General features: G+C 35.4%; 14 protein-coding genes. 12 read left to right on the forward strand and 2 right to left on the reverse strand.

The annotated features are described in order from the left end of the window. The first annotated feature begins 11 nt into the window (after nt 1-11). From ACUN8G_RS03585 to ACUN8G_RS03610, 6 genes are all read left to right on the forward strand, one after another. Entirely contained in the window at nt 12-806 is a 795-nt protein-coding gene (locus ACUN8G_RS03585) for a hypothetical protein (protein ID WP_437345753.1), read from the forward strand. 9 nt (nt 807-815) lie between these two features. Then, entirely contained in the window at nt 816-1184 is a 369-nt protein-coding gene (locus ACUN8G_RS03590) for a hypothetical protein (RefSeq protein ID WP_437345754.1), read from the forward strand. Nucleotides 1185-1279: 95 nt separating this feature from the next. After that, nucleotides 1280-2194, forward strand: coding sequence for a patatin-like phospholipase family protein (locus tag ACUN8G_RS03595; protein WP_437345755.1), 915 nt, complete (start codon nt 1280-1282; stop codon nt 2192-2194). Nucleotides 2195-2267: 73 nt separating this feature from the next. Next, entirely contained in the window at nt 2268-4130 is a 1863-nt protein-coding gene (locus ACUN8G_RS03600; RefSeq protein ID WP_437345756.1) for an NAD(P)/FAD-dependent oxidoreductase, read from the forward strand. Between the two features lie 366 nt (nt 4131-4496). Further along, nucleotides 4497-5753 (forward strand): MFS transporter, encoded by a 1257-nt coding sequence (locus ACUN8G_RS03605; RefSeq protein ID WP_437345757.1) that lies wholly within the window; start codon nt 4497-4499, stop codon nt 5751-5753. Between the two features lie 100 nt (nt 5754-5853). Continuing rightward, nucleotides 5854-7152 (forward strand): sodium:proton antiporter, encoded by a 1299-nt coding sequence (locus ACUN8G_RS03610; protein ID WP_437345758.1) that lies wholly within the window; start codon nt 5854-5856, stop codon nt 7150-7152. Here the strand turns inward: ACUN8G_RS03610 and ACUN8G_RS03615 are convergent. Further along, on the reverse strand, nt 7138-7680 hold the full coding sequence (locus ACUN8G_RS03615; RefSeq protein WP_437345759.1) for a hypothetical protein: 543 nt from the start codon (nt 7678-7680) through the stop codon (nt 7138-7140). The genes ACUN8G_RS03610 and ACUN8G_RS03615 overlap by 15 nt on opposite strands. Next, nucleotides 7673-8650 carry an asparaginase gene (locus tag ACUN8G_RS03620; protein ID WP_437345760.1) on the reverse strand — a complete coding sequence of 326 codons (978 nt, stop codon included), beginning with the start codon at nt 8648-8650 and terminating at the stop codon, nt 7673-7675. Before ACUN8G_RS03620 ends, ACUN8G_RS03615 begins: the two co-directional genes overlap by 8 nt. A 388-nt stretch (nt 8651-9038) precedes the next feature. Between ACUN8G_RS03620 and dnaA the strand changes: the two genes are divergently transcribed. The 6 genes from dnaA to ACUN8G_RS03650 all read left to right on the forward strand — a co-directional run bounded on the left by dnaA (nt 9039) and on the right by ACUN8G_RS03650 (nt 16232). Then, nucleotides 9039-10448, forward strand: coding sequence for a chromosomal replication initiator protein DnaA (dnaA, locus tag ACUN8G_RS03625; RefSeq protein ID WP_437345761.1), 1410 nt, complete (start codon nt 9039-9041; stop codon nt 10446-10448). Nucleotides 10449-10751: 303 nt separating this feature from the next. Further along, on the forward strand, nt 10752-11873 hold the full coding sequence (gene dnaN / locus ACUN8G_RS03630; RefSeq protein ID WP_437345762.1) for a DNA polymerase III subunit beta: 1122 nt from the start codon (nt 10752-10754) through the stop codon (nt 11871-11873). Nucleotide 11874: 1 nt separating this feature from the next. Further along, nucleotides 11875-12975, forward strand: a complete 1101-nt coding sequence (recF, locus tag ACUN8G_RS03635) for a DNA replication/repair protein RecF (protein WP_437345763.1) — start codon at nt 11875-11877, stop codon at nt 12973-12975. Beyond that, nucleotides 12950-13246: a DciA family protein gene (locus ACUN8G_RS03640; protein WP_437345764.1), complete on the forward strand. Its 297-nt coding sequence runs from the start codon at nt 12950-12952 to the stop codon at nt 13244-13246. The genes recF and ACUN8G_RS03640 overlap by 26 nt, the downstream gene beginning before the upstream one ends. 2 nt (nt 13247-13248) lie before the next feature. Further along, the gene (gene gyrB, locus ACUN8G_RS03645; protein WP_437345765.1) at nt 13249-15237 is read left to right on the forward strand and encodes a DNA topoisomerase (ATP-hydrolyzing) subunit B; all 1989 of its coding nucleotides are present in this window, start codon (nt 13249-13251) and stop codon (nt 15235-15237) included. Then, nucleotides 15237-16232, forward strand: a complete 996-nt coding sequence (locus ACUN8G_RS03650) for a magnesium transporter (RefSeq protein WP_437345766.1) — start codon at nt 15237-15239, stop codon at nt 16230-16232. The genes gyrB and ACUN8G_RS03650 overlap by 1 nt, the downstream gene beginning before the upstream one ends. The last annotated feature ends 10 nt before the right edge of the window (nt 16233-16242 follow it).

Here is a 16242-nt window from a genome sequence, read left to right on the forward strand (position 1 = left end):
TAGAGGGCTTTATGGAAACTACAATTAACTTAGAAAAAAACAACGCGTTCCAACAAATTTATGACGAACTAAAATTTTCACTTTCTTCTTTAAGAAACTCGGAATTAAACTCAATCCTCATTGGCTTGCTTAAAGAATCTGCAGTAGACACATACGAAAACAAGAAGACTATAGTCAATAAAATATATAAAAAGACAAGCGAGAAGATAAATAAATATAAAGAAGCTACTTTTAAAGTTGCCTTTAAGGAAGATCTACTAAAATTAAAAACTTTTCTTAAGAATGCGCCAGAGAATATATCAAAAATAATCAACAGCATAAAGAAAATGAGTAAAGAAGAAAAAATCGATTTAATAATTTCTTATCTTTTTGCTCTTACAATTTTTTTAGTTGCTGCGGGAGGAACCGACATTGAAGGTGGTATTCCTGATCTCGATATTACAATTGGAGGGATTGGAATGCATCGAAGTTTATTTTTCCATTCTATATTGGTTGGCATTACTTTTGAATTTACAATGAGATTTTGTTACAAAATTGTGCAGTTGGTGATTGAAAACTTGCCAGAAGATCATCATAAAATTTGGGACAAAATAAAATTATTTATCGATAAGAATAAGAATTTATCAATTGCGGCACTCTGGCTTGGGATATCTGTGCATTTAATTAAAGATACTGGCATCGTTACTGGAAACTTCAAACCTTATGCCGACCTACCAATCAGTTTGAAAACAATGCATCATAAAATTATTTTAACAGCAAACGGTGTTGGCTCTTCAATTATTGGAATAGAAAACTTACATAAATAGAGGTACTCAATGCTTATCAATTTATCTAATCATCCTTTTGAACGCTGGAGTGAAAATCAAAAAAAGATTGCTGAAAGTAATTTCGGAAAAGTTATAGACATTCCGTTTCCAGAAATTCCACCAGAAAGCAGTCTGGAATATGTAACTAAATTAGCTGAAGAATATATGACCAAAATCGAAGATTTGATTAATCAAAACAGACCGGATTATTATGCTGTTCACATTATGGGAGAACTAACGTTTGTTTATGTAATTGTAAATAAATTAAAAGAAAAAAATATACCCGCCGTTGCTTCTACAACTAAACGAGAGGTTGTTGATACACCGGAAGGGAAATTATCAAAGTTTAATTTTACCCGTTTCAGAAACTATTTTTAATTTACTGAACGGAACGAGGCATAAAGCCTAAAAAATTTCCTCCTGTTGTTAAATTATCTTCTATCTTTGCAGTTGTAAAATCGGGAAATTAAAAAGTGTCGAAGTTAGGAATAGCATTGGGAGGCGGAGGGGCGCGTGGTCTTGCGCATATTGGTGTACTTAGAGTGCTCGAAAAAAGAAAAATTAAAATTCACGCCATTACCGGCTGTAGCATGGGTGCAATAATCGGGGGACTTTATGCCTATTACGGAAATATTAACGATGTTGAAAAGTTTATATACAATGTTCTTAACAATCCTCGCTTCAAAGAACTTGGCATATCAAAATTAGGCGATTCAAAGAATGCTCTTAACAGAAACTTTATGGAACAACTTTTTGATTTTATCGAAGTTCGTTTGAAAGCTTTTAAATCCCTTACGAGTTTATCTTACTTCGAAGAAGAAGAAACAGAAGAGCTGTTCCAGATTATTCCCGATGTTCCAATTGAAAGTATGAAAATTAAATTTTCTGCGGTTGCTACCGATTTAATTTCAGGCGAAGAAATCAATTTTACAAGCGGTTCATTAAGAACGGCAATAAGAGCCAGCTCGGCAATTCCTGGAATTTTTCCTCCTGTCAAGTATAAAAACTATTTATTGGTTGACGGCTATACTTCTGAGACCGTCCCAGCCACAAAGTTGAAAATATTAGGAGCCGACCGTATCCTGGCTGTGGATGTTATGAGAAAATTAAAACACTCAAAAGCACCTGAAAACATTATCGACCTCCTTTATCGTACTGAAGATATTACTGCTTACCATCTGGCTCTGTTAAAATTAAAGGAAGCCGATCTCATAATTCATCCTGATATAAAAAATTTATCGTGGGCTGATTTTGAACATGCCGATGAAATTATTAAAGCAGGAGAACTCGCCGCAATCGAAAACCTATACGAAATAAAAAAACTCGTCAACCGTTTTCCAGTCACTCTCTGGTTTTTCAAACTGATGAGATATTTGAGGAGAGTCTAAACTTACCTCAGTGCTTCCCCTTTCGAATCAATTTTCCCGATGTAGCATCTAACCAAATAAAAAATTATAAAAAATGGCACTCCCTGAATTCAGAAACAGATTAATTATGTCGGCCGTCAAAACTGGCTATGGAGACGGCAGTGGTAAAATAACAGAAAGACACATCGCTTTCTGGGAAAGGCGTTCCCGTCATGTTGCAGCGGTTATCTTCGAACCGTTTTATATTGACCGCAGAGTTAGAGAACTTCCTACTCAAATAGGGATCGATTCCGACGATAAAATAGAGGGACACAAAAAATTAGTAGATACAATCCATAAAAATGGTGCACTTGCAATTGCACACATCAATCATCCCGGCAGAATGGCAAATCCAAAACTCGAAGGAAACATCTTTCTTTCTGCTTCAGAAATTGAATGCCCAAACGGCGGCAAAAAGCCAAAAGAAATGACAATAGATGATATTAATTCAGTAGAGAATCAATACATACAGGCTGCCATTCGTGCTAAAAATGCGGGCTATGATTTAATAGAACTTCAGTTTGGACTTGGCTATCTGATTGCACAATTCATCTCTCCAGATTCAAACAAAAGAGTAGATCAATACGGCGGTAGTTTTGAAAATCGTCTCCGTTTTGGTATAGAAATATTGAGAAGAATTAAAGAAGAAACCGGCCTGCCTGTAATTGTTCGGCTGAGCGGTGATGAGATGTACGACGGCGGAATTTCGATTGAAGAGACCATTAGAATAGCAAAAACGCTGGAGAATAAAAAAGTTGATGCCCTTCATGTCACTTCTGGTAATGTTTGTATGAGCCCACCGTGGTATTATCAACATCACTTCATTCCAAAAGGAAAAAATTGGGAGCTTTCAAAAAAAATTAAAGAAGCTGTTTCAGTTCCTGTTATTGCCGTTGGGCAGATTAACGAGCCGGAAGATATCGACACAATTTTTAATTCCGGTTCTGCCGATTATGTGGCAATAGGGCGTGCTCTTATAGCCGACCCCGATTTCGCGGGTAAATATTTAAAACTACTTGACGAACGAATCCGCCCGTGCAGTTCTTGTTTAACTGGTTGCTTGGGTAGAATAAAGATTGGCAAAACTTTGCAATGTGAAATCAATCCGACGGTAGGAAGGGAACTGGAAGATATTGTTCCTTCTACAACGAAAAAGAATTATGCGGTTGTTGGAGGCGGCCTGGCAGGTATGGAAGCTGCTCTCACTTTGGCAAAAAGAGGTCACAATGTAACTTTGTTCGAAAAGGAAAAACTCGGCGGTCAATTTAATTATGCTCCGCTGCCACCAGGCAAAATTTCATTAAATAAGCAAATCAATTTTTATATCGAAGAAATTAACGATAGTAATGTTAAGGTAATATACAAAGAGGCAACTCCCGAAGATTTGATCGGAAAATTTGATGGGGTTTTAATTGCCACCGGTTCCAGACCTTTTATTCCGAAAATTGAGGGGATGAAAAAATACAATTGGGCAGAAATAATGTTAGACCCTCCGCACAATAAAAATGTACTCATTATTGGTGGTGGCTCGATCGGAGTTGAAATAGCATCGGCACTCGTCGACAATAACAACAATGTTACAATAGTCGAAATGCTCGACGAAATTGCCCGCGACATGGAATTAATAACCAGAAAATTGAATTTAAATAAGCTCAACAAAGCGGGAGTTAAAATTATAACAGACTCGAAGGTAACGAGTTGTTCTAAAGATGAAGTCCGCATCTCAAATAAAAACGGCACAGAAACCGTGCTTAAGAACATCGATTTATGTGTTGTAGCTGCAGGCATGATACCCGATAGATCGCTTGTAGAAAAGCTCGATGGAAAAATCCCTTATTACATAATTGGAGATGCCGAAAAAGTAGGTGATGCTGTTTCTGCTATACAAAGTGGCTACTTTACTGCAAAAGAACTTTAAACAGGAAGTGATAGATAATTCATTAAAACTGGTGTATTTTCTTCGGTAAACCAGGTGGAAAAAAGATTTATTACGCTCTTCATTTTACTTTTATGAATACGATAAGAATAGGCATGTAAGCTCTGTCAATAAACTATAGAATCCAGGCGAAAAGAAATTGCAAAATTATTTGAAATGGAAAAGCAACTTTTATTGTAGAAAATTTTTTCCTCATGCGTTTGAAACTATTAACACACCCAACAGCAATGTGTCAATGCAATGGAAATATAGTTTAAAGTGGGAGTAGAAAAATTATTATATGGAACAGTCGATTATATAAAGTAACAAACGGCAAAAATGAGCGTTGGTTAATAAAAAAAGACTACGATGCAAAAGATAATTGACACAGCACATCCTGTTACTTACCAAAAAAGAAACTTTTTTTCCCTCATATGGCATGCATTCTGGTTAGCACTGGCAGAAACTTTTGCAGATAAAAACACAATACTTCCGGCGTTAATACTTTATGCTGGAGGTACTCAAACAGATGTTGGATATCTTACTTCGATTATGATTGGGGTGCCGTTGTTATCTCAGTTATTCTTTGCAATTCTTCTTAGAGACAAACCACACAAAAAGAATTTTCTTCTTGCTGCCATTTATTTAAGAGTTATTGCCTTTGCAGGCGCTGCTTATTCTATTTTTCTTATTGGACAAATTTCAACGACCTCTTTTATTTATTTTTTACTTTTCTGGATGTTTCTTTTTTCAGTAAGCGGTGCTTTTGCGGGAATTTCTTACGGCGATATTGTAGGCAAAAGTTTTGAGAATTCAATACGTAAAAAATTCTTTGCCTTTAAACAATTTTTTACAGGGATCGGTATTCTCTTTTCAGCCTTCCTGGCAAAATATTTATTGAACGGGATTGAATTCCCGCGTAATTATCAGGTTGCCTTCTTCAGTGCAGCTTCTTTTCTTTTTATTGCATCATTCGGCTTCTGGATGATTAATGAGAAAGCTTCTCAATTAATAATAAAAAAAGAAAAATTATTAGGAATAATCACTCGTGAAATAAAAGACAGCAAAACCTTACGCCAGCTAATATTAATTTCCAATCTCGCCGGTGTTTCATTTGTCACGCTCCCTTTTTTAATTGGATATATAAAGGAATCCATTCCAATAACAAAATTAGAAGTTGGGAATTTTCTACTTATACAGATTTCAGGAATGATTGCTTCCAGCTTAATTTGGAAAAAAGTAGTACACCGTTATTCATACAAGGGAATGATGAGAATTAGTATACCGCTACTTGCTTCTATTCCCCTCTTATCTTTATTAATTAACTCGATAATGTTGTTTTATGTTTTGTTTTTCATAATCGGGGGAGCCATCGGTTCATGGAAGATAATACAGGAGGGTGCAATTATTGAAATTTCGAATGAAGAAAACAGAACCCTCTATCTTGGATTGTTTGGAACACTTAATTTATCTTTAATTATAGCGCCCCTCTTTATCGGCACAATCATAAACTATATCGACATTTCATATATCTTTGTTACATCAGCGATCCTCACACTAATTTCATTTTTTATTATAAAAAAGATTGTGTGTCCAATAGACTTAAAAATTAATTTATCTATATAGTTTTACATTAATAAGTATGATAAAAACCAACAAAAATTTGATATAATCGTCCGAAAATGATAGTTTTGCATAATTTTATTCAACAAAACTGGTTATAATTATGGAAGCTCATGAAGTCACAATTCCACTAATAAGTATAATTCCATTTGTATTGATGCTTTTATCGATAGCAATATTCCCACTTTTCTGGGAACACTTCTGGGAAAAGAATCGGAATAAACTAATCGTTGCAATAATATTAAGCATTCCCGCAGTAATTTATTTACTCTCAGCCGGCTTTTCTCACGAGTTATTTGAAATAATGGTTTTTGATTACATTCCATTTATAATATTGCTTGGCGCACTTTTTACAATTACTGGCGGAATTTACCTGTCGGGAGATATCGAAGCAACTCCAAAGGTAAATTCTTTGTTTTTGGGAATTGGAGCAGTTCTGGCTTCGTTTATGGGGACGACTGGAGCCGCAATGCTTCTAATACGTCCAGTAATTCAGACTAACAAAGAAAGAGAATTCAAAGTACACACCATTCTATTTTTCATTGCAATAGTTGCCAATTGTGGTGGTCTTTTAACTCCATTAGGCGATCCACCTTTGTTCATGATGTATTTGCGTGGTGCTCCATTTACATGGTTCTTTAAACTAACTCCAGAGTGGCTGTTTGCCAATCTTTTATTAATCATTACTTATTTTATTGTAGATAGTTATTATTACAAAAAGGAATCAAATCGATCGATTGTGAAAGATCGTACCAATATTAAACCGATCCGACTCGAAGGAAAATTGAATTTCTTCTGGCTTATTGGGGTGGTTCTTTCGGTTGCTTTTCTAAATGAACAGTATCTCCCCTTTATAGAAAAAAATGAATATTACAAATTCATCAGAGAAGCAGTAATAGTTGTAATGGCAATTCTTTCACTTCTTTTTACACCAAAGTTAACACGACAATCGAACAATTTCACATGGGAGCCAATAAAAGAAGTGGCATATCTCTTTCTGGGTATTTTCATTACAATGGTACCAGCACTCCTCTACCTGGAAACAAACGCCCATCAATTAGGTGTATCTCTGGCTCATCAATTTTATTATTATACTGGTGCGCTCAGCAGTTTTCTGGATAATACTCCAACTGCAGTAACTTTTCATTCTCTTGCACTTGGTCTGGGCATAAAGACTGGTCAGCTCGTAGCTGGAATTCCAGAGGACCTTTTAAGAGCTATTTCAATTGGTGCTGTTTTATTTGGTAGCATGACTTATATTGGTAATGGGCCAAATTTCATGGTAAAAGCTGTTGCTGAAGAGAATAATATTAAAATGCCCAGCTTTTTTGCTTATATGTATAAATTTTCTTTGATAGTTCTTTTGCCAATATTTATACTAATTCAATTACTCTTCATCTAAGATATTTTCAAGGCTGTTCTCCTCTTCGGGGGACAGCCTTCTTTTTTCACCGATTAGCAATGGCATTATTAAGATATAAACAAAAATAAGAAGAGCCAGTAAATAAAATAACAGACCTATTATATTGTCGTACTCAAGCAAGTTTATACTACTTAGAATATAATTCCAGTCGTGGTACACTTTGCTTCCGCCTAAAAGTCTCAATTTTTTCTCTGCTGCATCTGATGCATATATACTTATGTTAATTAAATTTTGAGCTAACCATAAAAGAAAAATCCTGGCGAGCGTATATTTTTTTTCCTTGTAGTAATAAATTATAAAGAGCAAGGGAATGATAATTTGCATGAGAGTTCCACCGAGCGTATAGATAAATTTTCCAAAGAGAGCAAAAACTCCGTGTCCTCCTTCATGAATGAGAAGATTTATTTCATTCAGAAGAAATACCTTTCCATCATTATGTATTAAAAAAATTATTGCCGGTAAAAATAGAATCGAAGGCATCCATTTTTTTAGGTGACTATCAGTCATCGCCGAACATCGACCTTAATTTATCAATCTCTTTTGTAATACCGAGACAGACAATCAATTTTATTCTGGCTTTTTGTCCGTTGAGATAGTCAGCAAAAATAACACCGATTTTCTTGAGCCACTTTCCTGCTCCTTCGTAACCGTAAATATCGAGAGTTTCTCCTGCGGGGCATCTGGAGACCAAAACAACTGGAATCCCTTTTTCAATAACGTATTTTATTCCCTCAAATGCTTTTGGAGGCACATTACCCACTCCCATTGCTTCTACAACCAGCCCTTCCGTTCCGCTATCTGCCGAATATTTGAAAAACTTATCGTCCATGCCTGCATAAACCTTAATTAAATCGACATTAGAATTTATTTTTTTTGTCTCAAACGTTTCAAGTTTTCTTGGCAAGCGATTAAAGATTACTCTGTCTTTTTCAACAAAACCAAGCGAGCCGAAATCGAGACTTCGAAATGTTTCAATATCTTCAGTATGAGTTTTTGTTACTTCGCTTGCTGCATTGATTTCTCCATTAAGACAGACCAGCACTCCCATGCCCCTGCTATTGGGATTGTTAATAATCGATATTGCGTCGAGCAGGTTTTTTGGACCATCCCAATCGGGTTCAGAGCTGGTTTTCATTGCTCCAATAACAATTATCGGTTTCTGCGTCTTTACAGTCAAATCGAGAAAATATGCAGTTTCTTCAAGCGTGTCCGTTCCGTGAGTTACTATTATACCGTCAATTTCTTTTTTCTTAATATAATTTTTAACTATTTCCGAAAGTTTAAGCATTAACTCCGGTGTCATGTGTGGTCCTGGGTAATTACCAAACTCGTAAACGGAAATTTTTGCCTTCTTATCAGCTTCTGGAATTATTTTAAGCAATTCCTTGCCATGATAATAAGGTACGGCGGAATTGGTTTTCTTATCGATCTTCATCGAAAATGTGCCGCCTGTAAAAATTATTAAAATATTTTTCACTTTCTTTCTCCATTTTTTTCGTAATTCAAAATAAATTGAGTTCATCGAAAAGAAAAGTGAAAAAGAATTTAAAATTAATTTGCTCTTATCGTCGGCAACTCATATTTTCACGCCCGGATAAGGTATAGAAAACAGGTGTTGATAATTTGTTGATAAGTTGATTGTGTGAAACGTTTCACATCGCGTTTACAAGGGTAATTTTATCAACTTTACTATTAATTTTTGTTCGTTATTTTACTGCAAATTCCGTAACCTCCTTAATTTTAAGGAGTTATAAAATTTATTTAATGTGAATAATTTGTGGAAATTAAACCTTTTCACTTACAGTTTTCTTAACAAATAATTAATATTCTCAATTTTTTCATTAATCTAATTGTGGATAAGTGATATGGAATTTAATCAATCTGCTCTAAATACCGAAAAGATTGAAACTGAAAAAAACGCAAAAGATATCTGGAAAGAATGCTTGAGTATTATCAAAGATAATGTTCCTTATATAACCTATAATACCTGGTTTTTACCCATAAAGCCATACGAGCTCGAAAATAATACGTTAAAAATATTCGTACCGAATAACTTTTTTATCGAGTGGATCGAAGAGCATTACAACACATTAATTAACAGAACTGTAAATCAAGTTCTCGGTCCTGAAGGTAAACTTGTTTACATTGTTTATGAAGAAAACTATCCCTTTGAAGAAACAACAGAAGCGGTAAAGGAGGAAAAACAAGAGCCTGTTGTTTTAGAAAAGAAGAAAAATGAATTCGAGTCATTTCTTAATCCACGCTATACATTTGAAAATTTTATAAAGGGAGAGGGAAATCAACTTGCACGAGCCGCTGCTCTGGCTGTGGCCGATAATCCTGGTCAGACTTCTTTTAATCCTCTTTTTATTTACGGAGGTGTAGGTCTCGGAAAAACCCACTTGATGCATGCAATTGGAAATAAAATTTTGGAGAAAGATTCATCAAAAAAAGTAATTTATCTTTCTTCCGACGCTTTTACTGTTGAATTTGTAGAAGCTATCCAGAGCGACCGCGTTAACGAGTTCTCTGCTTTTTATAAAAGCATGGATACACTTATTATCGATGATATACAATTCCTGGTTGGCAAGGAAAAAACGCTCGACTTATTTTTCCAGATATTCAATACACTTCATCAAAGTGGAAAACAGATAGTTTTATCGAGCGATAAACCACCGAAAGAATTGAAAGGCCTAAACGAAAGATTAATTTCGAGATTTTCCTGGGGTCTTACAGCAGATATTCAACCCCCAGATTTTGAAACTCGCGTAGCAATCTTAAAAAACAAGAGCGAAAGTTTTGGACTGGAACTTTCAAACGAAATTTATGAATATATTGCACACAATATCACATCGAACATTAGAGAACTGGAAGGATGTCTGATAAAAATTCTTGCGACTTCTTCTCTTAACTCAAAAGAAATCGACTTTGCACTTGTCAAAAAAATTGTAAAGGAAGTTTCTACAAACAAGCATGTTTCCATTTCCATTGATTACATAACTAAGGTCGTCTGCGATTACTTTAAAGTGGACGAAAACAAAGTACGCGAAAAAAACCGCAAGAAAGAAATTGTACTTGCCCGTCAAATAGCAATGTACCTTTCCAAAATATTGACCAAGTCATCACTCAAAACCATTGGTCTTCACTTTGGTGGACGCGATCACTCAACCGTGATACACGCTTTTAATACTATGGAACAAATGTTAGAAAAAGATAGCAACGTTAAAGAGATAATAGAAAACTTAAAAAACAAGATCGAAATGAGCGCTGTTTGAGTGTTTATATCTTGTTGGTAAACTGTTTTTTAGCTGTGGATAATTTCTTTTTATAAACATCCTTTTGATAACTCACTTTTTTCAACTGTTTATCCACAATAATAAAATTTAACAATGTTCCTTTTTAATCTATTAACGAGACTTTCAGTGCTTATCAACATATCAACATCGTTATTGTTTTTATTCTTTTGTTTATATAATAAAACTATAAAAACATAATAATTACGTGTGTGGACAAGGCTAAAATAAAATTGTTTATCTCTCTCTATTTTATTATTTTTTGTTGAAAGCTGGAGATTATTTATGGAATTTAAAGTAAACAGTAAAGAACTTGAAAAACTACTTGCCAAAATTATTCCCGCTGTGCCTACAAGAACTCCAATGCAAATACTCGAAAACTTTCTTCTTGAAGTTGAAAACGGAGTTCTGACTATTTATGCAACGGACCTTGAAATATCTCTGAAGTCGTTTTTGAATATAGCATCCGACGAAAATGTAAAAATAGTTATTCAAGCGCGTTTGTTTTACGACATAATAAAATCGTTTAAGGATACTACTGTTCACTTTAAAATTAACAGTAATAAACGACTCGAAATAACTACAGAAAATGGAAGATACACATTAAGTTATATCGACGCAGACGAATACCCGGAAATTCCAACCATAAATACAAGCAACGAAGTATATGAAATTTCGATCAACGGCCAGGAACTGAAGAACGCATTCGACAAAACCGCTTTTGCTATGAGTAAAGAAGAGATAAGACCAGCAATGATGGGAACTCTTTTTGAATTTTGCGACGATGGATTGAGATTTGTCACAACAGATGGACATCGTCTTGTTAATTATCTGAATAAAAGTATAAAGACGGATATTAATAAACAGTATGTGATTCCAGAACGTGCTGTAACAGTTCTATCCAAAGTGCTGGACGAAAAAGAGCTGAAGATTTATTTTACGAACAGTTATGTGTCGTTCAAATTAAACGATATGGAATTAATTACACGTTTAATAGCACAAAAATATCCGGAGTACAAGAGTGTAATACCTCTCGAAAATGAATATAAGCTACGACTTAAAACAAATGAAGTACTTGAGTCAATCAAAAGAATGATGCTTTTTACAACAAGTACTACGAGAAGAGTAAAGTTCTCGATTGACACCGATAAAGTTATAATTTCTGCTGAGGATATCGATATAGGTGCGGCAGGCGAAGAAAAAGTGATGTGCGACTACCAGGGAGAAAAAATGGAGATTGGATTCAATTCTACTTATATCAATGATATTTTAAGTCATCTTTCGGATTACGATGAAATAATATTAAAACTGCACTCGCCTACCAAAGCAGTTATTATTGAACCGGTGGAACAGAAAGAAAATACAGATTTGATGATGCTGTTGATGCCCGTACGTTTGAATACATAAGATGATCCTAAGAAATATAAACTTGCGCAATTTCAGACTGCATGAAGACACATCGGTAGAATTTTCCAATAAATTAAATTTCCTGGTAGGAGGAAACGGACAGGGAAAGACATCCATTTTAGAAGCTATCTACTACCTTTGTACCACAAAGAATCTTTTATCTTTTTCAGATTCCGATACTGTAACTTTTGGCAGGCAATTTATGGAAATTAGAGGAGTTATTGAAGATTTGGCAGTCCATTCGGTTCGTTTGAACTTCGATTCCAGGAGAAAGTACTATTATCTCGACGATAAAATTATTCCTAATTCAGCCGAAATAATCGGCAAATTTCCCATTGTAACACTTATTCAGTCAGACCACCTGCTTACTCAAGGGTCTCCTTCCGATAGAAGGAAATTCGTCGATTCAACACTTTCACAGCTAAGTCATTCATATTTGAACATCTATATCGATTACAATAAAATTCTGAGACAACGTTCAAACCTATTGTCTCAAATTAGAGAAAACAGAAACACAAATCTTTACGACCAGCTGGAAGCCTGGACGGAATCGCTGATTCTCAAAGGTACTCAGATTATTGAACATAGAATTAAATTTGTATCGGAATTTAATGAATACCTAAGGCAAGCATATCAGCACATAATGGGGGAAATCGAGATTCCTTACATAAATTATACTACGCTCTGCAACCCAGAAGAAAAGATAAATGAGGAATTTAGAAAACAAATTGATCTTGCAAGGGACGAGGAAATAAGGAGGGGAGTAAATTTAATTGGTCCACACCGTGACGATTTGATTTTTTTAATTAACTACAAAGAATTAAAAAAATATGGTTCGCAAGGTCAGCATAAAACTTTTCAGATAGCGTTGAAGTTCGCGCAGTTTTTTTATATCAAGGAAAGACTGAATAGAATACCCATTTTTTTGATGGACGATGTCTTCGGTGAGCTCGATAAAAAACGCGCTGAAAAAATTAGCGGCTATCTTTCTGAAATAGGACAGGCTTTTATTACTATGACCGACCTGACATATTTTGAAGAACTCAATAACGACAATAGAATGATAAAAGTAGAAAATGGCAAAGCAAAAGTTGTCAACTGACATTAAGAGTATAAGTCAGATTATTGAGCAGGAAGAATTTAAGAATCTGAGAGAAATTGCGGAATCGTACGAAGTTGTAGAAGAATTTTACACGATTTTTCCAGAATTGAAAGAAATCGCAGTACCGAAAAAAGTGGAAGACAAGGTGCTTTTTATAAAGGTCGAAAATTCTGTTTGGAAAAGCGAGCTCTTTTTATACAGAAAACAGATAACAGAAAAGATCAATAACTTTTTTAATAAACAGATTTTAAAAACAATAAAACTGATATAAACATGAAAAACAACACAGTTCAAAATGGTGAATACACAGCCAAAAATATTAACATATTAAAAGGACTTGAAGCAGTACGAAAACGTCCTGCAATGTATATTGGGGACATTGGTTCTCGTGGTTTACATCATCTTATTAACGAAGTGGTAGACAACAGTATAGACGAAGCTTTAGCAGGTTTTAACGATACAGTTATTGTCACAATACATAAGGATCAGAGTATAACAGTAGAAGATTTTGGAAGGGGAATTCCTGTAGATATTCATCCAGTCGAAAAAAAATCTGCACTCGAAGTAGTAATGACTGTCTTACATGCCGGCGGTAAGTTCGATAAAAGCTCGTACAAAGTTTCTGGTGGTTTACATGGTGTAGGCGTTTCTGTTGTTAACGCTCTTTCAGAATGGCTGAGAGCTGAAGTAAGAAGAGATGGTAAAATTTATATGCAGGAATACAAAAGAGGAGTACCTCAGGGCCCGGTTAAAGAAATTGGAACTTATAAAAAAGGTACTTCTGGCACAAAAATAACGTTCAAACCAGACAAAGAAATTTTCAAAACAGTAAAATTCAAATACGAAATAGTAGCTGAAAGACTTAGAGAGCTGGCCTACCTGAATAAAAATGTTACCATGATTTTAAAAGACGAGAATGAAGGCATTGAAGAAAAATATCATTTTAAAGGCGGACTGATTGACTTTGTTAAGTATCTCGACGAACAACGCAATCCTCTCCATAAACCGATCTACATCGAAGGGGAAAAAGAAGGAACTCCGGTTGAGATAGCATTTGAGTACAGCGACTCCTACAGTGAAAACGTTCACACTTATGTCAATAACATAAATACAATTGAAGGCGGAACTCATTTAGTTGGATTCCGAAGCGCTCTCACAAGAACTTTTAATAATTACGCTTACAAGAATGGGCTTATTAAAGAAAACAGTAAAATCACTCTGACTGGAGATGATTTTAAAGAAGGACTAACGGCAGTCATTTCAGTAAAAGTTATGGAGCCTCAATTTGAAGGGCAAACAAAAACCAAACTCGGAAACAGCGAGGTTAAGTCGATAGTTGAGTCGATTGTTGGAGAAAAACTTTCAGAATATCTCGAAGAAAATCCCTCTGTAGCAAGAAAGATTATAGAAAAAAGTGTCAAAGCTGCCGAAGCAAGAGAAGCCGCAAGAAAAGCTCGAGAATTAATTAGAAGAAAAAATGCTCTCGATACATTAAATCTTCCAGGCAAATTGGCTGACTGTTCTATCAACGACCCTGAGCACTGCGAGATTTATATTGTTGAAGGCGACTCGGCAGGTGGATCGGCCAAACAAGGACGCGATAGAAGATTCCAGGCAATCCTTCCAATTAAAGGAAAAATTATCAACGTCGAAAAAGCAAATATTAACAAGATACTCGAAAATCAAGAAATACAGGCAATAATATCTGCTATTGGTGCCGGTATCGGCGATGAATTCGATGCTTCTAAGTCGAGATATGGTAAAATTATTTTAATGACGGATGCCGACGTAGACGGAAGCCACATCAGAACACTTCTACTGACGTTCTTCTATCGTTATATGAAAGACTTAATCAATCAGGGGAAAATTTATATTGCACAGCCGCCTCTTTATAAAATAAAAAAAGGTAAAGAAGAATATTATGCTTACGATGACGAGGAGCGCGACTCAATTTTGAAACGTTTGAAGAGTGACTCTAAAGGAAAAGATGAAGACGAGGTTTATGAAGTTGAGGAAGGAGAAGAAGGAACTCAAAAACAAATGAAAGGAATTGTTGTATCGAGATATAAAGGACTTGGAGAAATGAATCCTGAACAATTGTGGCAGACAACAATGAATCCCGAAACAAGAACAATACTTCAGGTCAATCTTGAGAGTGCTGCAGCGGCCGATAAAATCTTTGAAACTCTTATGGGGGATGCGGTTGAACCGAGAAGAGAGTTTATCGAAAAACATGCTAAATACGCAAATCTGGACGTTTAATGCATAAACATCATAAATATAATCATCCGGTTAAGGAATATATAAGGAGCGACTATACCGCTTTGAATCAGGAGTTAACAATCGAAGAGGCCTTAGAAAAAATCCGCATGGAAGGCATTGGAGAAAGGATTGTATATTTTTATGTGGTCGACAACGAGGAAAAACTGGTAGGAGTGTTACCTACAAGAAGATTGTTAACTGCTTCAAAAAATACACATATTAAAGATATTATGATTACACGTGTGGCAGCTCTGCCCGATAACGCTACAGTTTATGATGCATGTGAGTTTTTCGTTACATATAAATTTCTGGCGCTTCCTGTAGTCGATAAAGATCACAAAATAATCGGTATTGTGGATGTGACATTATTTACTGAGGAATTACTTGAACTGGATCCGGATATCGAAGCACGCCAAAAAAAGAGTGATATATTCGAAATCATCGGTTTTACAATCGAAGAAATAAAAAATGCCACACCGCTAAAAGCGTGGAGATATCGCTTTCCCTGGCTCATTACAACAATTATCAGTGGCACTATTTGTGCCCTGCTTGCCGGCTTCTTTGAAGCTACTTTAGCCGAAAGTATTGTAATCGCTTTTTTTATTACGCTTGTACTTGGACTCGGTGAAAGCATAAGTATACAATCAATGACGGTATCAATTCAAGCCCTTCATACAAATCGCCCTACGAAGGAATGGTATCTGAAATCGATTGTCAAAGAATTAAAAACCTCAGCCTTGTTGGGATTAAGTTGTGCGCTGGTTGTTTTTGCCGTAATTGTTATCTGGAAGAAAGATCTTAATGCTGCATTTGTAGTTGGACTGAGTATTATTATAGTGGAATTGCTGGCTGCTTTCTGGGGAATTAGTGTACCGGCAATTTTACACAGAACAAATTTAGACCCAAAAATTTCTTCTGGACCTGTAACGCTTGCTCTTACCGATATTGGAACAATTTTATTTTATCTCGGGTCTGCAAGTTTGATACTGAAATAAATTAGAAATT

Source organism: Melioribacter sulfuriphilus (genome assembly GCF_052656625.1).